Annotated in this window: 24 protein-coding genes; 8 read left to right on the top strand and 16 right to left on the bottom strand. The window is 42.7% G+C overall.

Annotation, left to right across the window (positions count from 1 at the left end; translation table 11 throughout):
• Positions 1 to 9 precede the first annotated feature (9 nt).
• The 5 genes from ctaD to FLL45_RS12850 all read right to left on the bottom strand — a co-directional run bounded on the left by ctaD (position 10) and on the right by FLL45_RS12850 (position 6374).
• On the bottom strand, positions 10 to 1566 hold the full coding sequence (ctaD, locus tag FLL45_RS12870) for a cytochrome c oxidase subunit I (protein WP_142942464.1): 1557 nt from the start codon (positions 1564 to 1566) through the stop codon (positions 10 to 12).
• A gap of 15 nt (positions 1567 to 1581) precedes the next feature.
• Positions 1582 to 2739 carry a cytochrome c oxidase subunit II gene (gene coxB, locus FLL45_RS12865; RefSeq protein ID WP_210247186.1) on the bottom strand — a complete coding sequence of 386 codons (1158 nt, stop codon included), beginning with the start codon at positions 2737 to 2739 and terminating at the stop codon, positions 1582 to 1584.
• Between the two features lie 457 nt (positions 2740 to 3196).
• The gene (locus FLL45_RS12860; protein ID WP_142942463.1) at positions 3197 to 3943 is read right to left on the bottom strand and encodes a hypothetical protein; all 747 of its coding nucleotides are present in this window, start codon (positions 3941 to 3943) and stop codon (positions 3197 to 3199) included.
• Positions 3936 to 4577, bottom strand: a complete 642-nt coding sequence (locus FLL45_RS12855; protein ID WP_142942462.1) for a sigma-70 family RNA polymerase sigma factor — start codon at positions 4575 to 4577, stop codon at positions 3936 to 3938. Before FLL45_RS12855 ends, FLL45_RS12860 begins: the two co-directional genes overlap by 8 nt.
• Positions 4578 to 6374 carry a vWA domain-containing protein gene (locus tag FLL45_RS12850; protein ID WP_142942461.1) on the bottom strand — a complete coding sequence of 599 codons (1797 nt, stop codon included), beginning with the start codon at positions 6372 to 6374 and terminating at the stop codon, positions 4578 to 4580.
• 42 nt (positions 6375 to 6416) lie between these two features.
• Here FLL45_RS12850 and FLL45_RS12845 point away from each other — a divergent pair, with 42 nt between their 5' ends.
• The 3 genes from FLL45_RS12845 to FLL45_RS22790 all read left to right on the top strand — a co-directional run bounded on the left by FLL45_RS12845 (position 6417) and on the right by FLL45_RS22790 (position 8774).
• Complete coding sequence (locus FLL45_RS12845; protein WP_142942460.1) at positions 6417 to 6869, top strand: YiiD C-terminal domain-containing protein; 453 nt, start codon at positions 6417 to 6419, stop codon at positions 6867 to 6869.
• 41 nt (positions 6870 to 6910) lie between these two features.
• Positions 6911 to 7897 carry a DUF3530 family protein gene (locus FLL45_RS12840; protein WP_142942459.1) on the top strand — a complete coding sequence of 329 codons (987 nt, stop codon included), beginning with the start codon at positions 6911 to 6913 and terminating at the stop codon, positions 7895 to 7897.
• Positions 7898 to 8138: 241 nt separating this feature from the next.
• Positions 8139 to 8774 carry a histone gene (locus FLL45_RS22790; protein WP_185964447.1) on the top strand — a complete coding sequence of 212 codons (636 nt, stop codon included), beginning with the start codon at positions 8139 to 8141 and terminating at the stop codon, positions 8772 to 8774.
• A gap of 83 nt (positions 8775 to 8857) precedes the next feature.
• Here the strand turns inward: FLL45_RS22790 and FLL45_RS12830 are convergent, their stop codons facing one another.
• The 9 genes from FLL45_RS12830 to FLL45_RS12790 all read right to left on the bottom strand — a co-directional run bounded on the left by FLL45_RS12830 (position 8858) and on the right by FLL45_RS12790 (position 16590).
• Complete coding sequence (locus FLL45_RS12830; protein ID WP_142942457.1) at positions 8858 to 9418, bottom strand: ParA family protein; 561 nt, start codon at positions 9416 to 9418, stop codon at positions 8858 to 8860.
• Positions 9419 to 9442: 24 nt separating this feature from the next.
• Positions 9443 to 10357: an adenylate/guanylate cyclase domain-containing protein gene (locus tag FLL45_RS12825; RefSeq protein WP_142942456.1), complete on the bottom strand. Its 915-nt coding sequence runs from the start codon at positions 10355 to 10357 to the stop codon at positions 9443 to 9445.
• Between the two features lie 142 nt (positions 10358 to 10499).
• Complete coding sequence (locus FLL45_RS12820) at positions 10500 to 11375, bottom strand: methyltransferase domain-containing protein (RefSeq protein WP_142942455.1); 876 nt, start codon at positions 11373 to 11375, stop codon at positions 10500 to 10502.
• Complete coding sequence (gene trmH, locus FLL45_RS12815; RefSeq protein WP_142942454.1) at positions 11342 to 12028, bottom strand: tRNA (guanosine(18)-2'-O)-methyltransferase TrmH; 687 nt, start codon at positions 12026 to 12028, stop codon at positions 11342 to 11344. The genes FLL45_RS12820 and trmH overlap by 34 nt, the downstream gene beginning before the upstream one ends.
• Positions 12029 to 12044: 16 nt before the next feature.
• Positions 12045 to 12428, bottom strand: coding sequence for a RidA family protein (locus FLL45_RS12810; RefSeq protein ID WP_142942453.1), 384 nt, complete (start codon positions 12426 to 12428; stop codon positions 12045 to 12047).
• A gap of 52 nt (positions 12429 to 12480) precedes the next feature.
• The gene (gene spoT, locus FLL45_RS12805) at positions 12481 to 14595 is read right to left on the bottom strand and encodes a bifunctional GTP diphosphokinase/guanosine-3',5'-bis pyrophosphate 3'-pyrophosphohydrolase (protein WP_142942452.1); all 2115 of its coding nucleotides are present in this window, start codon (positions 14593 to 14595) and stop codon (positions 12481 to 12483) included.
• A gap of 25 nt (positions 14596 to 14620) precedes the next feature.
• Positions 14621 to 14866, bottom strand: a complete 246-nt coding sequence (gene rpoZ / locus FLL45_RS12800; RefSeq protein WP_142942451.1) for a DNA-directed RNA polymerase subunit omega — start codon at positions 14864 to 14866, stop codon at positions 14621 to 14623.
• Positions 14867 to 14989: 123 nt separating this feature from the next.
• Complete coding sequence (gmk, locus tag FLL45_RS12795; RefSeq protein ID WP_142942450.1) at positions 14990 to 15619, bottom strand: guanylate kinase; 630 nt, start codon at positions 15617 to 15619, stop codon at positions 14990 to 14992.
• Positions 15620 to 15723: 104 nt separating this feature from the next.
• Positions 15724 to 16590 carry a YicC/YloC family endoribonuclease gene (locus FLL45_RS12790; RefSeq protein ID WP_142942449.1) on the bottom strand — a complete coding sequence of 289 codons (867 nt, stop codon included), beginning with the start codon at positions 16588 to 16590 and terminating at the stop codon, positions 15724 to 15726.
• A 238-nt stretch (positions 16591 to 16828) separates the two neighbouring features.
• Here FLL45_RS12790 and rph point away from each other — a divergent pair, with 238 nt between their 5' ends.
• The gene (gene rph / locus FLL45_RS12785) at positions 16829 to 17542 is read left to right on the top strand and encodes a ribonuclease PH (RefSeq protein ID WP_142942448.1); all 714 of its coding nucleotides are present in this window, start codon (positions 16829 to 16831) and stop codon (positions 17540 to 17542) included.
• Positions 17543 to 17677: 135 nt separating this feature from the next.
• Here rph and FLL45_RS12780 read toward each other — a convergent pair whose 3' ends face one another.
• Entirely contained in the window at positions 17678 to 18448 is a 771-nt protein-coding gene (locus tag FLL45_RS12780) for an SDR family oxidoreductase (protein ID WP_142942447.1), read from the bottom strand.
• A gap of 168 nt (positions 18449 to 18616) precedes the next feature.
• Between FLL45_RS12780 and FLL45_RS12775 the strand changes: the two genes are divergently transcribed.
• Together FLL45_RS12775 and FLL45_RS12770 are read left to right on the top strand one after the other, a co-directional pair.
• On the top strand, positions 18617 to 19453 hold the full coding sequence (locus FLL45_RS12775; protein WP_142942446.1) for a symmetrical bis(5'-nucleosyl)-tetraphosphatase: 837 nt from the start codon (positions 18617 to 18619) through the stop codon (positions 19451 to 19453).
• Between the two features lie 28 nt (positions 19454 to 19481).
• On the top strand, positions 19482 to 20558 hold the full coding sequence (locus FLL45_RS12770) for a patatin-like phospholipase family protein (protein WP_142942445.1): 1077 nt from the start codon (positions 19482 to 19484) through the stop codon (positions 20556 to 20558).
• 55 nt (positions 20559 to 20613) lie between these two features.
• Here the strand turns inward: FLL45_RS12770 and FLL45_RS12765 are convergent, their stop codons facing one another.
• Positions 20614 to 21111 (bottom strand): Spy/CpxP family protein refolding chaperone, encoded by a 498-nt coding sequence (locus FLL45_RS12765; protein WP_142942444.1) that lies wholly within the window; start codon positions 21109 to 21111, stop codon positions 20614 to 20616.
• A 228-nt stretch (positions 21112 to 21339) separates the two neighbouring features.
• On the opposite strand from FLL45_RS12765, the gene FLL45_RS12760 reads away from it, so the two are divergent.
• Together FLL45_RS12760 and FLL45_RS12755 are read left to right on the top strand one after the other, a co-directional pair.
• Entirely contained in the window at positions 21340 to 22032 is a 693-nt protein-coding gene (locus FLL45_RS12760; protein ID WP_142942443.1) for a response regulator transcription factor, read from the top strand.
• Positions 22033 to 23424 (top strand): ATP-binding protein, encoded by a 1392-nt coding sequence (locus FLL45_RS12755; RefSeq protein WP_142942442.1) that lies wholly within the window; start codon positions 22033 to 22035, stop codon positions 23422 to 23424. It abuts the gene before it with no gap.
• Positions 23425 to 23441 lie beyond the last annotated feature (17 nt).

Here is a 23441-nt window from a genome sequence, read left to right as displayed (position 1 = left end):
AATTCAACCTTAACTTACTTTAGGAGGCGTATCGAAAGTATGATACGGCGCTGGGCAAGGTAGTTGTTCCCACTCAAGTCCAGTCGCACCATCCCAAGGCTTGTCAGATGACTTCTCGGCTTTACCCCAGATAGTCTTGATCAAGATAGCCAAGAACAAGATCTGAGTTAGTCCTAAACCAAATGCACCAATACTGGCGAGTTGGTTAAAGTCCGCAAACATCATGTTGTAGTCAGGAATACGACGAGGCATACCAGCTAAACCACTGAAGTGCATTGGGAAGAAAGTTAAGTTAACGAAAATCATTGATAACCAGAAATGTAGCTTACCCAATTTCTCGTTGTACATTTTTCCAGTCCACTTTGGCAACCAATAGTAGACTGCGGCGGTAGTACCGAAAATCGCACCCGGGAAAAGTACATAGTGGAAGTGAGCCACGACAAAATAGGTATCATGGTATTGGAAATCAACCGGAGCCATTGCCAACATTACCCCAGAGAAACCACCAATAGTGAATAGGATAACAAAAGCGATAGCGAACAGCATTGGCGTTTCAAAAGTCATCGAACCTTGCCACATGGTTGCAACCCAGTTGAAGACTTTTACCCCTGTTGGTACGGCGATTAACATGGTGGCTATCATAAAGAACAACTCACCAGCGACAGGCATACCAACGGTAAACATGTGGTGTGCCCAGACAACGAATGACAACAAAGCGATTGACGCTGTCGCGTAAACCATCGAGGAGTATCCAAAAAGTTTCTTGCGAGCAAACGCAGGAATGATTTCTGACGCAACACCAAAGGCCGGTAAAATCATGATGTAAACTTCTGGATGACCGAAGAACCAGAAAATGTGCTGGAATAATACAGGGTCACCGCCACCGGCAGCGTCAAAGAATGACGTACCGAAATGTCGATCTGTCAGCATCATTGTAACCGCACCGGCAAGTACTGGCATTACCATAATCAATAAGAACGCTGTAATTACCCAAGTCCAAACAAACAAAGGCATCTTCATCAACGTCATACCAGGAGCACGCATGTTAAACACCGTTACGATAACGTTAATCGCACCCATGATAGATGAAATCCCCATCATGTGAACGCCAAGAATGAAGAAGTCAGTACTTGGTGGTCCATAGGTTGTTGAAAGCGGTGCGTAGAATGTCCACCCAAAGTTCGGTGCACCACCGTCCATAAATAACGATGATAATAACAATGTGAAAGCGAATGGAAGAATCCAGAAACTCCAGTTATTCATTCGCGGAAGTGCCATATCTGGTGCGCCAATTTGCATTGGAATTAACCAGTTTGCTAATCCAACCATACTCGGCATAACGGCACCGAATACCATGATCAAACCATGCATTGTCGTCATGGAATTGAAGAAATTGGGGTCAACAAATTGCAGTCCAGGTTGGTAAAGCTCGGCTCGGATAACCATAGCCATCGCACCACCAATGATGAACATTACAAAAGAGAACCAAAGGTACATCGAGCCGATGTCCTTGTGGTTGGTTGTAAATAACCAGCGTTTAAGGCCGGTTGGATGATGATCTGCCATCTTGATCTTCTCCTATTAGTTACCGGCTTTAAAAGCCTGAATATCAGCGGGTTGAACTTTCTCGCCAGTATCATTACCCCAAGCGTTACGCTCGTAAGTAACAACCGCAGCGATCTCTGCGTCGGTCAACTGATTGCCAAATGCCGCCATTGCAGTACCAGCCTTACCGTTAACCACTATGTCAATATGGGCATTGATTTGGTCCGCTTCGATAGCCATTGCACTGCCTTTAAGCGCTGGGAATGTTGGTGGTACGCCCGCACCGTTTTGCATATGACAAGCCGCACATTTTGCATCATAAACAGTTTTACCAAGCTCCATGAGCTTGTCCATCTCCCAAGATTGAGCCGCCGCTTCAGCTGCTGCTTTTTCAGCAGCAATTTTTTCTTCTTTCTTCTGCGCTACCCAATCATCGAACTCAGTTTCAGTAACCACTTTAACCACAACAGGCATGAAACCGTGCCACTTACCACAAAGCTCAGTACACTGACCGCGATAAGTACCAGGGGTTGGAACTTGGGTCCAAGTTTCATTGATGAATCCAGGAATTGCATCTTTCTTAACCGCTAACTCAGGCACCCACCAAGAGTGGATAACATCATCGGCTGTCATCAAGAAACGGACCTTTTTGTTAGCAGGTAAGACTAACTCATTATCTACATCAAGCAGGTAATTAGGATTGTTTTGTGCTTCTTCTAAACTGAAGTTTTCTCTTTGTTGAGGTGTAGCCAAATTACTAAAGAACTCAATGTCGTGTTCCATGTATTTGTAGTGCCACTTCCACTGAGAACCAGTGACCACAACAGACATATCCGGGTCAGAAGCATCCTCCATTTTGATTAATAACTTAACCGCAGGAATGGTCAAAGCAATCAAAATGATAAACGGAATGATTGTCCAAATAAACTCAACTGTGGTGCTGTGCGACCAAGTCGCTGGCGTTGGGTTTTTCGATTTACGATGAAAAATCATCGAATAGATCATAAGTCCAAATACAACAACAGCAATGCCCGTCATAACCCAAATAACTGCCATGTGCAGTTCAAAGGCCTCAAGACTTGTCTCTGTTACACCGGGACGCATGTTTAATTCAGCTGTCGCTTGAGCCGCGCCACTGAGCACAAAGCTCACTAGTGCAGTCAAACCCGCAAAAAATTTGCGTCGAATGGCCATTTAAAGTCTCCATTATTATATGAACGGTCAAGCCGCTCGTTTCTGGATTTATTGGATGAAATTAAAGTATAGGAATTGTTCGTGAGTAAACACAACTATTTACAAATCAGTGACATGTAATACGTACCCCTCCCTACTTTGAGGGAATTATAAGGATGCACAGTGGATAAGCAAGCAGAATTCTAGATATTTGTATAGAGACAAAACGTCGCAGCCTTAATCTAAGTCAATATTTGCCAAAAAACTGCAAAATCGGGGCTTTACCGATTATAAGAAAGGTGGCTTCTTATATCAAAACGCTCCTCAAAGTGAACATAAATTAGGCAATTAATGACATTTAAGCGAGGTAAATACACGAAACAGTTTAGCGACCGATTTAAGACCTGTCTGAGTTTAATTCAACTCAATCTCAAATGATGGTCGCTATCATCACGACAAAACCGGCTAACGATCCTGACTAGTGTCGAAATGGCTCGAGCTGCTGATCAATCGGGTAATCTGGGTAAACTTGTTTAAAGCGAACTAATTCTTTACGTGCTTTTTCTCGCTCACCTTCTCTGAACATCCCGATAATTTGTCTTGCCCAGACTTCTTTTTCAGGATGTACCAACTGACCGGAATGTACTTCTGAGCGAGCAGCGCTTGAGCTTGTTGTTAAGGATTTATCACCGACAGACCCGTCAACGCCTGAATCAAGCAATAGATGCTCACTTTCAGCAACACCGCTTTCCAGCGCATCAACTTGCCGATCATGATTAGTGACTGCTGCAGATTGCGTCTCAGGGGGGGCCATTAACATGGTGGGTTCCGGCAATTCTCGCCTTTGAGACTCACGTTTTTGGCGGCTTTCTTTGCGTTCTAATGCCATCTGTTGAGGCGCAACAACTTCAAAACTAACTGTCGCTGGCGCAGTCCCTGGCAAAGTTTTCGCCGGGGTACCTTCCTGTGGCCAAAACCAATGCGCGGCGATTGCCGTAAACGTGAAAGTTGCAGCGACATAAACAGGTAACAACAACCGCCTCCACCAGCTTATTTGCAAACTTTTACGTGGGTTTGGATTGGCAATCTCCCGGTGGGCTGCGGCGATAATTTGTTTATCGATGTCGCGACTCGGCAACTCGACAGAAGCCTCTTGATATTGCTTATGCAAAGAATCAAAGCCCTCAATATCAGCAGTATCGTTAGGCAGAGATTGTTTATTCATGCTCATTCTCCAAGCAAGCTCTAAGCTTAGCCATTGCATATCGTAGCCTGCTTTTTATAGTCTCGCGACCACAGTTTAATACGTTCGCTATTTCCTCCAGCGATAACCCACCATCGAGTTTTAATAAAAGCGCCGTTTTTTGTTCTAGCGGCAAGGCATGAATCTGTTGACGAAGATTATCTTCAAGTGCCTGCTTAGATAATTCGTTAACTAAATCCGCCGAGCCTTGGTCCGACGAAGCATAATCTATCGCTTCGTCTAGCTCCGTTTCTTGTTTAATCTTTTTATCTTTACGCACGATATCAATAACATGATTGTGTGCAATTCGATATAAGTATGTCGTGAAGAGTGCTTTCGGCTGATAATTAACTCGACTATTAATCAGTTTCATCCAAACTTCTTGAAAACACTCTTCAGCCCGCGCAGCATTACCGAGCTGGCGCAAACAATAACGATAGAGACCGCCTCGGTGCCTTTCGTAAAGGATTTCAAATGCAACAGCATCACCTTTGGCATACTGAAGCATTAATTGTTCGTCACTAACTTCATCTTTCATGGTGCTAGTGAACGTTAATTTTTTGCGCTTTGCAACTGCTATGTTTGCATTCAGCGAAGAATTAAGTGATAACAACATTCAGTCAGTCTGCTCCAAATATAAGGTTTTAGCCTTGTCGACTAACTGTATAAACTCCGCTTTTCGACCATAGGGGTCAAAATTTTTGTTGAGGCTAGCAATTTTTTGAATGTCATCAAAATCAAAATCACCCAAATACTTGTCACTTTTCAGTTTCTGAGCAAAACCGGCAACAGCAGCTGCGAAATATAAGTCTTGAACTTGCGGCGGTTCCGTTTTTAGCGAATCAATCTTTAAAACCTGACTTATTTCCTGACTTGTGTTTTCACTTGGCGCTTTATAACGAAACTTTATCCAGGCAATTTCATCGGTTGGGTTGGTTAGAGAAGAAGTTGATTGGGGGACTTTTTGGTGCTGATATCTGCGCTCGCCCAAGCGTTTAAATTGATCAGTTGCTAGGGAAACTTCATATAACGCTGTTACCGTATGTCCTGCTCCAATTTCCCCAGCATCTACCTTATCATTGTTAAAATCCTCTTCATTTAAGAGTCGATTTTCGTAACCTAACAAGCGGTATTCGTGGACCACTTGAGGATTAAATTCGACTTGAATCTTGACGTCTTTCGCAATGGTTTGCATAGTCGACGCAATTTCATCAACCAATACTTTTTTAGCCTCAAAAATTGTGTCTATATACGCATATTGGCCATTACCGTTATCAGCCAACTGTTCCATTAAATAGTCATTATAGTTGCCAGTACCAAATCCTAGCGTGTTCAAATAAATACCTTGATCTCGCTTTGACTCGATCAGCTTGACTAATTCGTCTCTATTACTGATCCCGACATTAAAATCGCCATCGGTTGCGAGCATGACTCTATTCACACCATCCTTTATATAGTTATCTTTAGCAATTTGATAAGCGAGCTCTATACCAGCTTCACCATTCGTTGACCCACCGGCACGAAGATTTCTTAATGCAGCAACGATCTTCGCCTTTTGATTGCCTGGCGTGCTATCTAAAACGAGTCCTGACTGACCGGAGTAGACGACGATCGCCACTCGATCATTTTCGTCCAAGTGTTTAGTTAACATTTTCAAACTTCGAACCACCAAAGGGAGCTTGTCTTCTGACTGCATCGAACCCGATACATCGACAAGAAAAACCAGATTCATAGGGGGAATGTTTTGGACTTGTTGCTGCCAGCCTTTAATCGCAACTCGCATCAAATGAGTTTGATTATTCCACGGCGTTCGAATTAACCCCGTATTAATTGAAAATGGACGGGCTAAATCAGCAGGCATTTGGTAGTTATAATCAAAATAATTGACCATTTCTTCCAGTCGCACCGCATTCGAGTTTGGTAAGCTGCCACTATTTAGAAATCGCCGAACATTGGCATATGAACCTGTATCAACGTCAATACTAAACGTAGAAACCGGTTGGTCGGTTACTCGAGTAACTTTGCTCGGTTCGATTGCTTGATAACTTTCTCTCGTCGCCGGGTGATTCGGCACTACAGGATAGCTCGTATGATAATGACGACTACCGGCAATAACTATGGGAGAGGCCAGCGACTCTTGCGCTTGAATCGATGGTCGTTTGATTGCTCGCTGACTATTTCTTTCACGTAACTGCGCTTCTCGAGTTTTATTAGGCGCCTCCTGAACGTTTTGATTTTTCTTAACCTGTGCCAACAATTCATCGAGCGATTCTTTACTCGAGCTACTCGTCGCGTTATCTTGCTCTGCCATCTGGTGCGCACAAGATACTATAATGATCAACATTAAGGCTGCACCACAGCCTTTCAATAAAGCAGTACCATTAAACATATTATCACCCGTCTGTTTGTCCATTTTCACATAGCAAACGGCACGCAAAACGTAAAAGGGTTAGCGATGAGTGAACAACTTAAAAAGCAATTTCAAATGCTTGTTAACGATACAATACCAATCTCTAAGGCGATTGAGTGGCAAATTGAAAACCTCGATCCTTTTAATATCCTCGCCCAAGTAGCACTAAAACCCAATATCAATATTCATGGAACCGTATTTGCGGGAAGCATTTATGCTTCCGCCATGGCTACAGGTTGGACACTCTGTCAATGCTGGCAACAAGAAAATGGTTTTAAGGCAGAATTAGTGGCTGCGGAAGCAAACATTCAATACCTCGCTCCTGTTGAAAGTGATTTTCTATGTGCGGCAACAATCGATATTAAAGATAAATCCTATGACAAATTAGTCGCTCGACTCGAAATCCCAAAATCCTGCGGCTACCGATTAAAAGTCGAAGTTATTTGCAATGACCTATTATGTGCCATACTAACCATTAACTTCGTATTCAAGTCTTGATAGTTCCGTGTAATCCATTGAGCAATTCGAATAGCTAACTTATGAAAAGACTTTTATTAAATCCAGTTTTATTTTTTTTATGCATTGGTCAGCAAATAGATGCCGCCCAAACAAGCGACCAAACAGAGCCGACCGCGACGATCAGTCAGCAAGCAAACCTATCTCTTGAACCAAAGTTCTCAGCCAATCTTGCGCTAATGGAAAAACGTAATAGTGCTAACGAAAGCTTTTGGTTGGACATTAATGAGCATAAAACATTAGTTTTAAAGCATTGGGCAAGAGGGAAAGTACTACGAGGCGATCTGATTCTTCTACATGCTCAAAGCGAAAATGCCGATCATGGACGCTTAGTTAACCCCCTCGCCCAACATTTTAGTCAGCGAGGTTGGCATGTTTACGTTCCAAACTTGCCAATCGAAGACTATCCAAAAATTCAAGAAGTGGCCCTCGAAGTTTCAACGAGTGTGACTAGCAATGATCAAGCCAGCCAAACTGATCCAAACCAAACTGATTCGAACCAACAACCAGCCGTCGACAACTCAAATACCCAAGATAACTCAGACAATGCAAATCAATCAGTGCTCCCCCCTAAAAATCATTATTTTGATACTGAACAAAGTTATCAAACCTTCATTTCGCAACTTCTTAATAACCTGACTGCAAATATTCAGCCAAAATCGGACAATTTGCTCGTTGTCGCCAATCAAAATAGTGCTTTTTGGATCCTTGAATCGGCAAAAACAAATTCAAGCTTTAATCAACTAGCACTCATCCATCCTCAAATACCGCATAACTTTGATAAAAATTTAGATGAATATTTTTCAGGTCAAACACTCCCTGTATTTGCGTTTTTTAAGGATGTTGAAACAGAATCTGAATTTATTAATGCATTTGACCGACAATTATGGCGTTCTCGTTTTCAAAGAATTAATCGAGGTACATTTTCAGATAGAGGAATTGAAGAAGAAAATCCCCAAATTGCGAAATTAATTATCGGTTGGGTTACTCGAATTCAAAAGGAAAATTAATTCTACTTTCGTTATTTTTTATCAAACATTAAGCCTTTTTTAATTGAGAATTTTTAAATTTAATTTTCTATTTTTTTAAAAATATTCCTTCTGCGAGCAGAAACTCGATCAGAATCGCTTATTTTTTTGATTTTTTTGCATTTTTTTGCGTTTTTTTTACTTTTTTTTTTGAATTTATTGAGACTTGACTATAAACTTCGGGGTGGAGATTCTTACATTCAAAAACAAGTGGAGATCTATTATGGCCAAAGGTGGCACAAAAAAGAAAGTTGCAGCTAAGAAGCCAGCTGCAAAAAAAGTCGCTACTAAGAAAAAAGTAGCTAAGAAAGCAGCTCCTAAAAAAGTTGCTAAGAAAAAGGTAGCAAAAAAAGCAGCTCCTAAAAAAGTTGCAGCTCCTAAAACTGGTGTAGTATTAGCGAAAGCTGCTGCTGCGACTTCTAAAGCTTCAGATAAAGCAGCTGCTGCTGCGAAAAAAGCTGATGCTGGTCTTAAAACTCTTACTGCTAAGGTTGCTGCTGCAACTAAAAATGTTGCAGCTAAGAAAGGCGTTGCTGCGAAGAAGAAAACTGCCGCTGCTAAAAACGCTGTTAAAAAAGCAATGGCTGCTAAAGCTGCTGCTGCTGCAAAAGTTAAAGCGCAAAAAGCTAAAGTAAAAGAAGCAAACGCTGCTGCTAAAGCTGCTGCTGCGCTTGCAAAAGCTGTTTCTGGCGTTGAGAGCAAATTAGCTGCTCAAGCTAAGAAAGACGCTGCTGCTGTTGCTCGTCTTCAAGCTAAGCAAGCTAAAACAATGGCTAAGTTAGAAGCTAAGCTTGTTGCTGCTGCTCAAAAGCCAAAGAAAGCGGCTAAGCGCAAAAAGAAGCCAGCTAAGAAGAAGTAATTAGTTCTTCATTAAAAAAGGAGCCTTTTGGCTCCTTTTTTTTGTCTAAATTTTACTCAACCTAAACGATATCTAAGTATATTCTAATCGCGACCCGCTAAAATTCTGTCTAAAAGTCGGTTCAATTCGTTTTGGGCATCCTTCGAGCCATATTTCTGTTGTTGAAAAACGGTTTCTCCCTGAGCCAGGCTTCTCACATAAATAGAACGATCTTTAATAAGGTGTGCGCCTTCGGAATACAATTTCATTGCCATCATTCTCTCATCATGACGTCGTGTATCCACAGCATTAATACAACGAATCACCCTTTTATCCCGAATATGCCGAATCGAGCGGTTAACGGCCTTCAAATCAAGAATACTCGCACGCATCGGCATGATAATCGTTTCTATTTTGGGGATATTGTTGATATCGGGAGCATGATCATAGATTAAGAAATCAACATTAGGCATAACCTGTGGCTCTTGAGGGACAACAGAGAAAGGTAGCTTTTTTTCATTAAAAACGTCAACGGCAGACTGTTGCGGATCGACATCACAAACTAAAACTTTGTGGCCAGCATAATATGCAGCAGCGGCAAAGTTTAGCGCAAGTGTTGTTTTACCGACCCCCCCTTTAGGAGACCAAAATGCAATCCGCCTCATGTTTACTTCCTTACGAATGTTATTTTAATAATAGAGCAAAATTACGTCTGCAGCGTTTTCTTTTGTTGATATTCCCAGTGAAAGTTTACTCGAATCGATCACCGGATACTCTTCTCGCCGGATATAAAATTCACTTTTATCTGCCGGAGCAAGATAGCAGCCATTAGTCGAATGGTCTATCAATACAAATTTTCCCCGTTGAAAATCGATTGTACAATGTTCTCTTGATACTTGTGAGCCTTCGACTAATAACTGACATTTTCTCGAGTCACGACCGATAACAAACGGGGTATGGTTTTCAGATATCACGTTTTTTACCCCTTGGTACTCGACTGTCAGACTCGCGATATTAAGGCTTTGATTGACCATCTTGCCTGACATTAATTGAGTTTCACTGTCTTGAGACTCATCTGCTTGCCAGTAAACCCGGTAAATAGTCGAGACCTGTTGCGCGCCTTTTAACTTAATTCGGTCGAACTCTCTTGCCGCCATTTTCAAAACAGGCTCTAAACGATCACAACAGCTCTCGGAAATAAGGATTTGCCCACCTTTCGCCAGATGAGTTAGGTGTGCAGCATCATTAACGGCCTCACCAAACAAATCGCCCTTATCGCTGAGAACTTCACCAAAACCAATTCCGATACTTAACTCAATTTGATCCTGGCGAAAACTATCAATGACTCTTTTTTGAATTTGAATAGCCGTGTAGAGACAGCGATCACAATCATCGAAACAAGCCATTACCTCATCGCCAATGGTTTTGATGACTTTACCTTTTGCCTGCTCGATGAGCTCAGCGAGTGACTCTAGATGACTATCAACAATCGTTTTTGCTTCAAGATTACCGCGCTCTTTGTATAAAGCTGAACTACCGCTTATATCGGCAAACAGAATCGCTTTTCGCTTATTACGCTTTATGATTTTATCGAAGCTCGCCATAATCCATTATTCTTCTCATCTGCGGAACTCACTAGTCCTTAAAAAATGAATCTCATGTTTCTGATTATCGGCCGGTGTTAGCACTAGCAGCGATGATACTCAACAAACACTTATCCGATTAGAATTTCATTGACTGACGCTTTTAATCTTCTGTTCTTCTAGCAATGAAAATATTGGTTGGCCGCCCGTCATCTAAATATTCTATTTTATCCACTAACAGCTCAAACCCGGCGAATACCTTAGCGAGTTCTCCCTTCTTTAGCAAGAACCGCGGATTTTTTGGTTTACCGAAAACTTCGCATCCCTCCATAAAAGTCTGGTAGACAATATATCCACCTGGTGAAATTTTATCGCGAATTTGCGTTAATAAAGGCCGATGGAGGTAGCGAATAACGACAATTAAATCGAAAAGCCTATTAAAATCCGAGAGGGGGAAAGTCGAGTTTTCTAAATCGATTTGTGCGCTTGTAACATTCACTCTATGAGCCAATGCAAGCTGTTGCATTTTTTCGAGTGCTGCAGGTAAATAGTCGACAGCAGTCACTTGCCAACCATTCAAAGCAAGATAGACGGCGTCTCTGCCGGCACCACAACCGAGATCGAGCGCCACCTTTTGTTGTTGATGTTGTTTTTGCGAAAACCGATCCACAAAATATTCAACAATTGAAGCCGGCTTCCACAGTATCGCGCTAGTGTTACCCGTTTCAAACTTTCCCATAGCCTCAAGTTGTGTCGCGAAGACCTCATTCCAAGCTAGATTGGCATCAATAGAATAACCTTTGTCCTCTAAAGTCTGCACAACTTGATTAAGTAGAGGTAAATAACCGACGAGACGCAAGGGCTGCGTTTTACGAGGAAGACGGTGAAGGTTATCGAACAGATTGCTTCCAGGAAAGTTAGCTGAGCCAGCAATATGGCCCAACCGAAACTCGCTTTCAGGTCGCAAATCGATGATAGGTGCGATACTGATTGATATGAAATCGACTAACTGTTGACTGATTTGCGAAGTTGATGCCATTCGTCATCCTGTATATCACCCTGTTCATCAATATAAGGCGCCCGGATTTGATGCTTCTGGCAAAACTCACTAATTTGTGGGTGCAGCCATTCAAATCGCAAACGATTAAATGTTTGCTCATCAATCTGGCGCGAATCATACATTCCGGCAGTTTCACGTTGACGTTGCATTTCATAGAGTATGATGGCCGTCGCGACTGACACATTGAGCGACTGAACCATACCTAACATCGGAATTAAGACATGTTCATCGGCAACTTCTGCGGCACGCTCGGTTACACCATAGAGTTCGGACCCAACTAGGACAACGGTGGGCTTGGTGTAGTCAATAGCTCTGAAATCAACTGCTCTATCAGAGAAATGCGCTGCTAAAACCTGCATACCCTGTTCTTTGAGCGGTATGATTCCTTCATCGAGAGAATTATGCGTGTGAGTTTCAACCCACCGATTACTACCACTCGCAGTATGCCCGCAAGAACTAATCATCCCTTCCGGATAAACCGCGTGAACCTCTCCGATACCAACAGCATCACAGGTCCGAACTATCGCCGCTAAATTATGGGGTTTATGAACCTCATCCATAAAAACCGTCATGTTGGTTTGGCGACGATTGAGTAAATCGATGATTTTTTGATTACGCGAATTATCAGACATCTTTTCTTGAAACCGATTAAGCTAAATCCATTACCGCGTCCATCTCAACCTGAGCACCTTTAGGTAATTCCTTGACACCGATCGCTGCTCTCGCCGGGTAAGGCGCTTCGAAGTATTCCGCCATAACTTCGTTAACAATTGGAAAACAGCTTAGGTCGGTGAGAAATATATTTAACTTTACAAATTGATTTAAACTTCCACCAGCCGCTTCTGCCACAGCACTTAAATTTTTAAAAACTTGGTGAATCTGCTCTCGTACATCATCGCTATTAAATTCCATTGTTTCGGGAACTAGCGGAATTTGACCGGAAAAATAAACGGTGCTGCCAGACTTCACTGCTTGAGAGTATGTACCAATTGCGGCTGGCGCTTTGTCAGTATTGATAATTTCGCGAGACATGATCGATATCCTTTTTATAAATTGAATTCAACAGGCACAGCAAAGTAATCGGCTACCGATGCCGAGACACTTTAATAACAAAATCGTAAAGACGTATCTTTTTAATAATATTAGCGAGATGAAGCCTATTCTTCACGTCGACAAGAAAGGAAAGTAAATTGGTTGTGCCGTCTTTGGCGTCAATCTCAATATTCACAATATTGACGCCTTCATCAGCGATTAAACTGGTTACTTTTGCCAATACGCCGTGCTGATTAACCACATCAACCCGCAACTCTACTCGGAAATCCCCTTCGATATTTTTTTCCCACTGAACAGGGACGTACTTATCTAAATGAGCTCGATGATTGGCAACATTATTACAGTCTTGGCGATGCAAGATAAACCCACCACTGGTAGAGACGGTACCGACGATTGGGTCACCTGGAATCGGATGACAGCAACGAGCATATTCGATCATCATACCTTCGGTGCCTTTTATCGCCAATGGTACGTTCTCTTCTTTTTTCTCATGGCTCGCGGTTTCAACTTTGGGGTCAAGTCGATGAGCAATGATGATACTAGCAGTTTGGCCCAAGCCAATTTCAGCAAGAATGTCATCGAACTCTGCGTGGCGAGTTTCTTTTAACACCTTTTTTACTATGTCTGGATCGACCGACTCTATGGACACGCCACCAAGCGCTTTTTCCAGTAGACGTTTACCCAAATTAATCGCATCATCACGTCGCAAGTTCTTGATGAAATGCCGAATGTTAGTTCGAGCCTTACTCGTTGTCACAAAACTAAGCCAACCGGGGTTAGGCTTAGCGCCTGGCGCAGTAATTATTTCGACGGTTTGGCCGTTGCTCAACTCACTCGATAACGCACTGATCTTGCCATCAACTTTACAAGCAATGCAGCTATTGCCAACGTCAGTATGTATCGCATAAGCAAAATCAACTGGTGTCGCCTTTTTGGGTAACTCGATAATATTTCCATTGGGAGTAAAAATGTAAACTTCGTCTGGAAACAAATCGATTTTGACACTTTCTATAAATTCTAGTGAATCACCCGTATTTTTTTGTAGTTCAAGTAAATTACGCATCCACTCTCGCGCTCTAATTTCGGCACGATTGATATCATTCCCACTCTTATACAGCCAATGTGCGGCAACACCATTTTCAGCCATTTGATCCATCGTGGTTGTTCGTATTTGAACCTCAATATGAAGCCCATGTGGACCTTTTAGTGTGGTATGCAGCGACTGGTAACCGTTTGCTTTAGGAATGGCAATGTAATCCTTAAATCGACCCGGCACCGGACGATACAAATTATGAAGCTGCCCTAAAACGCGATAACAATTATCTTCTGAGTCCGTCGTCACCCTGAACCCGTAAACATCCATAATGTCATCAAAAACTTTGGTTTTTTCACCAACTTTCTCGAGCATTTTTTGGTAGATACTAAATGGAGACTTTTCCCGCCCTGTGACATCGGCAACAATGTGTTCTGTATCGAGTCGGCTCTGAATGTTATTGCAAATACTCGAAACAATTTCCTTTCGATTCCCGCGAGCTTTCTTGACCGAGTCTCTGATCACTCGATAACGCATTGGGTGTTTGGCTGCAAAACCGAGCTCTTCCAACTCTTGCCGAATGGCATACATACCAAGACGGTTAGCGATAGGGGCATAAATTTCTATGGTTTCTTTCGCGATTCTTCGCTGTTTATCGGGACGCAAAGAGCCAAGCGTGCGCATATTGTGAAGCCGATCAGCGAGCTTAATAAGAACTACTCGCAGGTCTTCAACCATGGCCATCATCATTTTCCGAAAGTTTTCAGCTTGCGCTTCTTCTCTGGAACGGAATTTAATTTGCGTGAGCTTACTGACGCCTTCAACTAGGTCAGAAACTCGCTCTCCAAACTTATCAGTGAGCTCTTCAGCGGTGACTTCGCAATCTTCAATGACGTCATGGAGTATGGCAGCCATGATCGTTTGATGATCAAGGTGCAAGGAAGCAAGGATTTTTGCAACAGCGACAGGGTGAGTAATGTAAGGGTCGCCGCTTGAACGCAATTGCCCGTCATGGGCGTCGCGAGCAAGCACGTAGGCCTGCTCGACTTCTTGAACTTGTGAGGCATCTAAGTAGCTTTGTAACTGCTCTTTTAATCCGCTAAACAGATACACTAGATCCTCCTAAAGAACTCCCGGATTATTCTTCAATAATCTCGCTAGTCTCTTCAACTGCTGAAGCACCAAGGCGGTCAACATTATCTGCGCTCACCAAGTTTTCTTCGATTTCACGCAAAGCCACAACAGTTGGCTTATCATTATCCCAATCAACCATAGGATCTTTGCCGCCAGTTGCTAATTGGCGTGCGCGCTTTGAAGCAACCATAATTAAATCAAAACGATTGCCTATTGTATCAACTGCGTCTTCTACAGTAACTCGTGCCATTGGTAACTCCCAACCGGTTATTCATCATCTAACTTAAATCTATGCGCCTAGCTTAACTTAATTTTAGCTGAAAAAAACAGCCACAGGGCGCAAAAGGCCGCATAGTTTACCCTAATTTTTCAGTTAGTCCAAAAGATTGACTAACAAATGAGCGAATTTTTGCTTTTGGCGGGACAATTTCTGACGTTCAGCCACAAGAATCGACTTTAGCTCCTCCAGCGCAACCTCAAAATCGTCGTTAATCACTAAATAATCATACTCGCTATAATGTGACATTTCGCTTTTAGCTGCTTGCATTCGCTTGTCTATCACCGCGGCGTGATCTTGGCCTCTCGAATCCAAGCGATTTTGCAGCGCTTCTTTGGATGGGGGCAAAATGAAGATTGACAAGCTTTCGGGTAATTGCTCTCTAATCTGTCGAGCACCTTGCCAGTCGATTTCCAGAATCACGTCAATTCCCTGACTTAATTGCTCTTGGATAGATGCCTTGCTGGTTCCATAGTAGTTACCAAAGACTTCAGCGTGTTCAAAAAAAGCCTTGTCTTCGATCAACTTGCCGAAAGCCTCTAACGACACAAAGTGATAATCGACTCCATCAGTTTCGCCCTCGCGTCTATCGCGGGTCGTGTGTGAAATTGACATCTCAACCGAGGAAAGTTCAGCGATTAGTCGTTTAAGCAAACTGGTTTTGCCCGCACCAGACGGTGCCGACACAACATATAAATTTCCGGTGGCTTGATTTACTTCACTCATTGGTTACTCTACTAATCGTTTCAGTCTTGCTGTTTCTGTGAGCTTTGTTGCGTACGCTGCCTGACAGTTGCCTGTCAAAGCATCAGTTTAAGTTTATTTGCATTTTATTCGATATTTTGGATTTGCTCTCGCATCTGCTCAATCAACACTTTTAACTCAACTGAGGCGGCTGTCGTCTTAGCATTGATTGATTTTGAACCGAGCGTGTTTGCCTCGCGATTAAGCTCTTGCATCAAAAAGTCCAAGCGTCGACCTACTGAACCACCCTTTTTGATTAACCTGCCCACCTCGTGAATATGCGTATCTAAGCGATCAAGCTCTTCATCAACATCGATTTTTTGCGCAATTAAAACCATTTCTTGCTCGAGTCTTTGTTCCTCTAATTCAACTTGAGCTTCTTCGAAACGAGACAAAATCTTATTCTTTTGCCATTGAATAATCTCCGGCATCTCCTTTCGTACCAAGGCAACCTGCTCTGTCATTCCTTGTAAGCGCTGGTTGATAATGTCGGCTAAACTATTTCCTTCTCTCTCACGCATTTGGATCAATTGATCAATACCAGCATCTAGCTCGGCTAATAGTTCAGCTTCCATTTGCTCACTATCGACTTCTGCAGACTGAATAACGCCAGGCCACGATAAAAAACGCGTCAAGTTAGGTTGTTGAGTAACCCCAGTAATTAACTCCAACTCTTCATAGGATTTAAACAATGATTTAACCAGCGCCTTATCGATAGTCAAATCACCCGTTTCAGAATTAGCGGTATCAATTCTTAAACTGCAGTCAACTTTGCCACGTTGCAATTTTTTACGAAGCTTTTCCCTAAGTTTAAATTCTAAATAACGATAGGCTTCCGGTAACCGAAAATTAGTTTCCAAAAATCGACTGTTAACAGAGCGAATTTCCCAAGCACCAGTTCCCCATGTTTTTTCAATGGGTTGGCGCGCAAAAGCGGTCATACTTCTTATCATACTGACACCTTTGGATGGTCTTAAAGTAAGCGGCATATCAAAAAATTTGATATTTATGCCTAAGTACAGGGTGTAATATGTCGATTGTACCTATGTGAAACCTAAACAACAATAAACCTGAACTCTTGGCTGTAGAATTCGTCGTTGCTGTGTTCAAGTTATTTCCGGAAAACGTGTCAATCGAGACTAGATTTAGTTACAATCCCTGCTCTTCGTTTACTCTAAGAGGCAGAGATACATGCGTCCAAGCGGCAGAACCAGTAACCAACTTCGACCCATTCAAGTGACTCGACAATTCACCAATCATGCTGAGGGCTCAGTATTGATAGAAGTCGGCGAGACGAGAGTTTTGTGTACCGCAAGTGTAGAAGCCGGCGTCCCTCGGTTTTTAAAAGGTAAAAATCAAGGTTGGTTAACCGCCGAGTATGGCATGTTGCCCAGAGCGACGCATACCAGAAATAGTCGCGAAGCTGCTCGCGGAAAACAAAGTGGACGAACTCAAGAGATCCAACGATTAATCGGCCGCTCGTTAAGAGCCGCGGTTGATTTAAGTTTACTCGGTGAAAATACCATCACTATCGACTGCGATGTCCTGCAAGCTGACGGTGGAACCCGAACAGCGTCAATCACCGGTGCGTGTATTGCTTTGGTTGATGCGCTCAATGCAATGGTACGCAAAGGTACAGTCAAAACTAATCCGCTTAAGCACATGATTGCAGCTATCTCAGTTGGAATTTATCAAGGTACGCCGGTGTTAGACTTGGATTATGCTGAAGATTCATCAGCAGAAACAGATATGAATATCGTGATGAATGAAGACAAAGGCATTATCGAACTTCAAGGTACCGCTGAAGACGGCGCTTTTAATGCGGACGAACTTAACGAAATGATGCAGCTTGCCCATCATGGCATTAGTGAGATAATCGAGATCCAAAAATCAGCATTGAGTTAATAAAGATCCACTTGCCACGTCAGTTTAAATTGCCCTCTAACTGACATGGCTCTATATCGCTTGACTCTCTTCAACTTGTTTCCTTGTGACGAGACTCGATTGCCTCGTTAAGCACGCCTCTTTAATTGAGGCTTTTTATGCATCCTCTTTTGAGATTGTCAGTGGTGCAAATGATTGACATGTTGGCATGAGCTCAATTCGATTGATATTCACATGCGCAGGTTGATTCGCACACCAAAATACACTTTCTGCGATATCCGTCGGCGTTAACGGTTCGACACCGGCATATATACTGTCCGCCTTGTTTTTGTCACCATGGAACCTCACGAGCGAGAACTCACTCTCAGCTAAGCCGGGCTCAATGTTAGTAACTCTTATACCGGTGCCAGCCAGATCCGCTCTCAAGTTTAAGCTAAACTGAGCAACAAATGCTTTGGTTGCCCCATAGGCGTTGCCACCTGGATAGGGGTATGTTCCCGCAATCGAGCCTATGTTGACTATATGTCCTTTTTTTGCAGCCACCATATCGGGTAATAACGCCCGAGTCATCTTGACCAGTCCAGTGATATTGGTATCAATCATTGTCTGCCAGTCGTTGAGATCAGCCTTATCAGCAGAGTCTAAACCCAGTGCTAACCCAGCATTATTCACTAACAAATCAACGCTCAAGTCTTGTGACTTTAAGGAATCAACCAACGCTCGAATATCTGCGTCTTGTCGAACATCAAATCCTTTGATCTGGCAGTTGGCTTCACCAAGTTCTTTTTGAAGAGACTCGATTCTGTCGACTCGACGGGCAAGTGCCACGATTTGCCAACCATTTTGGGCAAGCTTTATCGCTGTTGCCCGACCAAAGCCTGAACTTGCTCCTGTTATTACCGCTAATTTTCTCGAAGATTGAGTCATAGGTTTACCTGTTTAGGTCGAATTAGAAAGATTGTATTGGTGTGATTTATACGACAAAGTCATTCATTAGACTAGCGCTTGCGTACTTTATTTTTTGTTTAGCCTTTGGAAACGATTAAAATTTCGGTAGACTTCGCTTAATTAAACAACAATCAAAATTAGAACGCTATGGCCACCTATGCCATCGGTGATATCCAAGGATGTTATCAAAGTCTCCAGAAACTATTACAAAAAATCGCCTTTGACCCAGCAAAAGATGAAATTTGGTTAGTCGGCGATTTAATCAATCGTGGTCCGAGTTCACTGGAAACTCTCAGATTTGTTTTTGAGCATAAGCAATCCATTCGATGCGTGCTTGGCAATCATGATTTACATTTTTTAGCGGTCGAATCTGGCGCCAAGCAAGCAACTAGAAAAGACACGTTTAATGACATCCTGGCGGCAGAAGATCGCCCCAAACTAGTCAATTGGCTCCGCAAACAACCTTTGTTTTATTATGACGCGAGATTAAACACTGCCATGGTGCATGCAGGTGTTCCTCCCCAATGGAAATTACAAAAAGTCATCGAATATGCTTACGAAGTCAGCCTGTGTATTCAATCCAATCGAGCCAAGGAATTCTATGCAGCCATGTATGGCAATACACCGAACATTTGGTCCAAGAAATTAACCGGTATGAAACGGCTAAGAGTAATCACCAATTACCTTACTCGCATGCGTTACTGTCGAGCAGATGGCTCTTTAGAATTGACTGAAAAGGTCCCTGTCGGCCAACAGCCTCCAGAATTAATTCCATGGTTCGAAGTTGCACGCAAACCATTGGGCTGTGAATTAGTCTTTGGGCATTGGGCGTCATTGCAAGGCCACTGTTATACCAATGGTGTCTATGCACTCGATACTGGTTGTGCGTGGGGAGGCTTATTGACCGCTTTGCGACTTGAAGATAAAGAGTATTTTCAAGTTAAATCTAAAGAGTTTTACGAGCAATTTACTTTCGGTAAATAACCGAAAACAGGAAAAAATTGAGTTTTAAATGACTAGTGCTATCGAAATTTATGTCGGCAAAACAGCAAAGCAAAAGCTCCTAGCCGAAGGCCTAAAGCCGGACCACTTCGATGTTGTGGCGGGCGCTTCTGGTGGACCTAAATGGTTTACCCTGTTCGGTTTAGATAAGTATTTATTTGGTGAGTTTTTTGCGAATCGGGACAAACCTATTTATACCATCGGCTCTTCAGCAGGCTCATGGCGTATGGCATGTTTTGCTCAAAAAGACCCTGTTGCTGCGATTGAGCGGCTTGCGCATTATTATTCTACCGAAACTTATTCCGAAAAACCTGATGTTCATGAAATCAGCGACAAGGCCCATTTATTACTCGAAAAAGTCCTCGGCGAAACAGGCGCCGAAGAAATTGCAACCAACCCAATTATTCAAAGTCACTTTATTGTTGCTAAAGCCAAAGGATTAAATGCGAGCGAAAATAAATATGTTCAGCTGCTTGGGTTGATCACTGCCGCAACCGCCAATATATTTTCAAGAAATACCATCCAGCATTTTTTTGATCGTTATATTTTTCATACTCAAAACGAACACTTCTCCAAAAGTTACTTCCAATTCTCCGATCTACCAACTCATTATCAAACGCTCACACGAGCTAAAGTTCATCACACATTGATGGCATCTGGGTCGATACCACTGGTACTTCGCGGTATCCAGGATATTCATGATTCACCTGAAGGCGTCTACCGTGATGGAGGAATAGTCGATTACCACCTGGATCTCGATTTCAATTCCAGTGGACTTGTGCTCTATCCTCACTTTTTTCCTAAAGTAAAACCTGGTTGGTTTGATAAGGGATTGAGGTCACGCAATGCTTCTATCAATAACTTCGACAAAGTGGTGCTAGTAACGCCTTCAAAATCTCATGTAAAACGTTTACCCTTCGGCAAGATTTCAGACCGTACCGACTTCGAAAAGCTTGATGAGAAAACTCGAATCAATTACTGGACTGAAGTACTCGATAAGAGCCACCTCATGGCGGAGGATTTTAAAAGATTGAGCGAAAAAGGCGTCAGTGAGTCAGATTTAATCGATATCGCTACGATTCTCTAATAAAAAAGCTTCGCCAGTCAGGGAATGAACTGACGAAGCGACCTAACAATAGGGTTTAAAACTCATTCTCTTCTTGCCAACGTTTCATTTTCGCGATTCGTCTTTGTTTCATTTTCTCGAGCTTTACTTTTTGCGCATCAGTTAAGGTGGCTAAGATTTGTTTTTTAACATGAGCCATACGAATCATTTGCTCTGCTCTTAACTCGGCAGCTTGTGCAACTAACACCTTAACACCCGCTTCATCGACAACCTCTTCCTGCAACGCTTGGCGGATTTGCTGACGTAATGCTTTGCCTGTCTCACGATTCGCTTCGGCAGTTGCTTGATTGCTGTCTCTAATTGACTTAATCGTAGCTTTTTGATCGTCACTCAGATCAAGCGCAGATAAGGCACGCATAATTTGAAATTTCTTACGCTCATGGTGGCGTTGCATTTTATGTTCAAACAGCTCGAGTTCAGCGTCGGTCGAACCCTGTGCTACTGCTATAGGAGATCCCGTTGCACCGGCTAAAAGTGTTGCTAACATCACTGTAGTTAAAAGTGTTTTTCTCATGCTCTTTTCCTCATAGTAGATACAGACATTGGTTGTTACAGACTGTGGTTGTTACTCGACTCATCAAAATCTGTGATTGCGTCATTTAACTGGCTACCAGTTTATCGTGCTCAACGCAAAGTAACGTCAAGCCTATGTAAAGGTTATGTAAAGATAAGTAACTGCACGAAAAACAGGTATTTTTCTGTGTTAAACTGAATAAAAGTAGTGAAGATATCCTAGGTTAATATGAAGATCCTAATAGCCGACGACGACAAAGAGCTTTGTCATTTGTTGAATGACTACCTCTCTCAAGAAGGTTTTCAAGTTGAAATGGTTTACGATGGTGAATCCGCTATTCGTGCGACTTCAAAAAGAGATTATGATCTAATGATTCTGGATGTCATGATGCCCCAAAAAAACGGCTTCGAAGCGCTTGGTGAAATTCGTCAACGATCGGATTTACCGGTTATCATGTTAACGGCTCGAGGCGAAAAAATCGATCGCATCGTCGGTCTTGAAATGGGTGCAGATGATTACGTCGCCAAACCTTGTGATCCAAGAGAACTCGTCGCGCGAATTCGCGCGGTGACAAGAAGAACTCAGCAACTGCAATCCCCTAAACAAGAGACCACTAAATTTGACATTGACGGTCTCCATCTCGATTTAGGTAATCGACAGGTGCTCCTCAATGGCGAAGCGATTGAATGCACAACAACAGAATTTGAAATTCTTGGTTTGCTGGTAAGGAAAGCTGGGACTTTAGTCACTAAAGAAACCATTAGCGAAGTGTGTCTTGGTAAAAAGTTGCAAGCCTTTGATCGTAGTATTGATATGCACTTAAGTAATCTAAGAAAAAAACTCGGCGATTTGTCAGCACAAAAACCACGTATCAAAACCGTTAGAGGAAGTGGTTATCAATATCTCGTGTGGGGAGAGTAAATGACCACCGCGACAAACTCGAATAATCCAACCATTCGCAAACGCTTCAAGCTCAAATTGTTTTGGAAAATCTTAGGCTGGTTTTGGTTAACGATTGTCGTTTTGATCACGCTATTTTCTTTTATCGCTTATATTAATAGCGGTAAAGTTCATTTTAGGGTACTACCTCCACCAATAATGATGGAACTCGAAAATGCAACCGTAAAAGCGCAGAACTATTTTAATCGGACGGAAACCAGACAAGGTCGGTCAAAACGCCGTATGCGCGAAGTATTTATTCTGAATTCTCAAGGAGAAGAATATTTAGGTAGGCCTGTACCAGCAATACTGAGTGAACTTCACTCGCGCGTTCAAAGAGCCGATCGACCGTTAACGGCGTTTAGAAAACAAGAGGCTTTCGTCGGCGGTCTGCCATTACAAATTCAAGGCGAACCCTATCGGTTATACATGCAGCAAAGAAGCCGTATGTTTAGCGTTCACTTAGTAAGAAGTTTCTTTAGAGACATAACCAAAACCCTACTTTTTGCGGTGTTTGTAATAAGCTTTCCAGTCAGCTTTTTATTATCTTGGGTTATTACTAAACCGATTAGACAATTTCAACTAGCAACTCAGGAAATCAAAGCCAATTTAGCAAACCGTAGCAACTTGGTAAAACTCAATAATCGCTCCGATGAATTTGGGGAATTAGCACAAGATTTCGAAGATATGGCGAATCACTTAAGCCGCTTACTCTCGTCGCAAAAACAATTAGTCAGTGACGTGTCCCATGAACTCCGCTCGCCACTTTCACGACTCAAAATTGCGTTGGGGTTAATGGAGAAAAACTCGCAAGACAAAAATATCGAAAGAATCAAGTTGGAAGCGCGACGCATGGAAGACATGCTGGAAAACATTCTTACGCTTTCGCGCTTGGATGCAGACGAGATCGATACTCAAAAAGAGCCTTGTGATTTGTCCAAGATTGTTCAATCAGTAATCAACGATGCGCAATTCGAGGCAAGTGAAGCTTCAATCAATATTAAGTCACAAATTCTGCCAAATTGCGATTTACGCGGAGTCCAGGAAGCGCTGTATAGTGGCATCGAAAACATTATCCGAAATGCGGTCAGGTATACCGGGCAAGGCGGTACAATAACCATAACGCTTGAAAATACCGATGACCACTATCTTTTGACGGTTGCAGACTCTGGCCCAGGTGTACCTGAAGACGAACTTGATAGCCTTTTCGAACCCTTTTACCGAGCAGAATTCGCTAGAACTCGCGAAACGGGTGGTGTTGGTCTGGGCCTATCAATTGCCAAGCGCGCTTTCGCACTTAACGGTGGCACGATTACCGCCAAAAATATTGAGCCTCATGGACTGGCCATTTTAGTCTACTTTAAAACCACTTAGCTCGAATCGGATAAGTT

The organism is Aliikangiella marina, assembly GCF_007004765.1.
Taxonomy (GTDB): domain Bacteria; phylum Pseudomonadota; class Gammaproteobacteria; order Enterobacterales; family Kangiellaceae; genus Aliikangiella; species Aliikangiella marina.
Note: the sequence above shows the minus strand (reverse complement) of the source record. Positions and strands in the feature narration are given on the sequence as shown.

Excerpts from the sequence above, each read along its gene's own strand:
- FLL45_RS12825 (WP_142942456.1), bottom strand. The coding sequence starts at position 10,357 with ATGGCGAGCTTCGATAAAATCATAAAGCGTAATAAGCGAAAAGCGATT.
- FLL45_RS12760 (WP_142942443.1), top strand. The coding sequence starts at position 21,340 with ATGAAGATCCTAATAGCCGACGACGACAAAGAGCTTTGTCATTTGTTG.
- FLL45_RS12790 (WP_142942449.1), bottom strand. The coding sequence starts at position 16,590 with ATGATAAGAAGTATGACCGCTTTTGCGCGCCAACCCATTGAAAAAACA.
- ctaD (WP_142942464.1), bottom strand. The coding sequence starts at position 1,566 with ATGGCAGATCATCATCCAACCGGCCTTAAACGCTGGTTATTTACAACC.
- FLL45_RS12770 (WP_142942445.1), top strand. The coding sequence starts at position 19,482 with ATGACTAGTGCTATCGAAATTTATGTCGGCAAAACAGCAAAGCAAAAG.
- FLL45_RS12755 (WP_142942442.1), top strand. The coding sequence starts at position 22,033 with ATGACCACCGCGACAAACTCGAATAATCCAACCATTCGCAAACGCTTC.
- FLL45_RS12810 (WP_142942453.1), bottom strand. The coding sequence starts at position 12,428 with ATGTCTCGCGAAATTATCAATACTGACAAAGCGCCAGCCGCAATTGGT.
- FLL45_RS12830 (WP_142942457.1), bottom strand. The coding sequence starts at position 9,418 with ATGAGGCGGATTGCATTTTGGTCTCCTAAAGGGGGGGTCGGTAAAACA.
- FLL45_RS12845 (WP_142942460.1), top strand. The coding sequence starts at position 6,417 with ATGAGTGAACAACTTAAAAAGCAATTTCAAATGCTTGTTAACGATACA.
- FLL45_RS12860 (WP_142942463.1), bottom strand. The coding sequence starts at position 3,943 with ATGAATAAACAATCTCTGCCTAACGATACTGCTGATATTGAGGGCTTT.
- FLL45_RS22790 (WP_185964447.1), top strand. The coding sequence starts at position 8,139 with ATGGCCAAAGGTGGCACAAAAAAGAAAGTTGCAGCTAAGAAGCCAGCT.
- FLL45_RS12780 (WP_142942447.1), bottom strand. The coding sequence starts at position 18,448 with ATGACTCAATCTTCGAGAAAATTAGCGGTAATAACAGGAGCAAGTTCA.
- FLL45_RS12820 (WP_142942455.1), bottom strand. The coding sequence starts at position 11,375 with ATGGCATCAACTTCGCAAATCAGTCAACAGTTAGTCGATTTCATATCA.
- FLL45_RS12775 (WP_142942446.1), top strand. The coding sequence starts at position 18,617 with ATGGCCACCTATGCCATCGGTGATATCCAAGGATGTTATCAAAGTCTC.
- FLL45_RS12840 (WP_142942459.1), top strand. The coding sequence starts at position 6,911 with ATGAAAAGACTTTTATTAAATCCAGTTTTATTTTTTTTATGCATTGGT.
- FLL45_RS12855 (WP_142942462.1), bottom strand. The coding sequence starts at position 4,577 with ATGTTGTTATCACTTAATTCTTCGCTGAATGCAAACATAGCAGTTGCA.
- FLL45_RS12850 (WP_142942461.1), bottom strand. The coding sequence starts at position 6,374 with ATGGACAAACAGACGGGTGATAATATGTTTAATGGTACTGCTTTATTG.
- coxB (WP_210247186.1), bottom strand. The coding sequence starts at position 2,739 with ATGGCCATTCGACGCAAATTTTTTGCGGGTTTGACTGCACTAGTGAGC.
- trmH (WP_142942454.1), bottom strand. The coding sequence starts at position 12,028 with ATGTCTGATAATTCGCGTAATCAAAAAATCATCGATTTACTCAATCGT.
- FLL45_RS12765 (WP_142942444.1), bottom strand. The coding sequence starts at position 21,111 with ATGAGAAAAACACTTTTAACTACAGTGATGTTAGCAACACTTTTAGCC.
- gmk (WP_142942450.1), bottom strand. The coding sequence starts at position 15,619 with ATGAGTGAAGTAAATCAAGCCACCGGAAATTTATATGTTGTGTCGGCA.
- rpoZ (WP_142942451.1), bottom strand. The coding sequence starts at position 14,866 with ATGGCACGAGTTACTGTAGAAGACGCAGTTGATACAATAGGCAATCGT.
- rph (WP_142942448.1), top strand. The coding sequence starts at position 16,829 with ATGCGTCCAAGCGGCAGAACCAGTAACCAACTTCGACCCATTCAAGTG.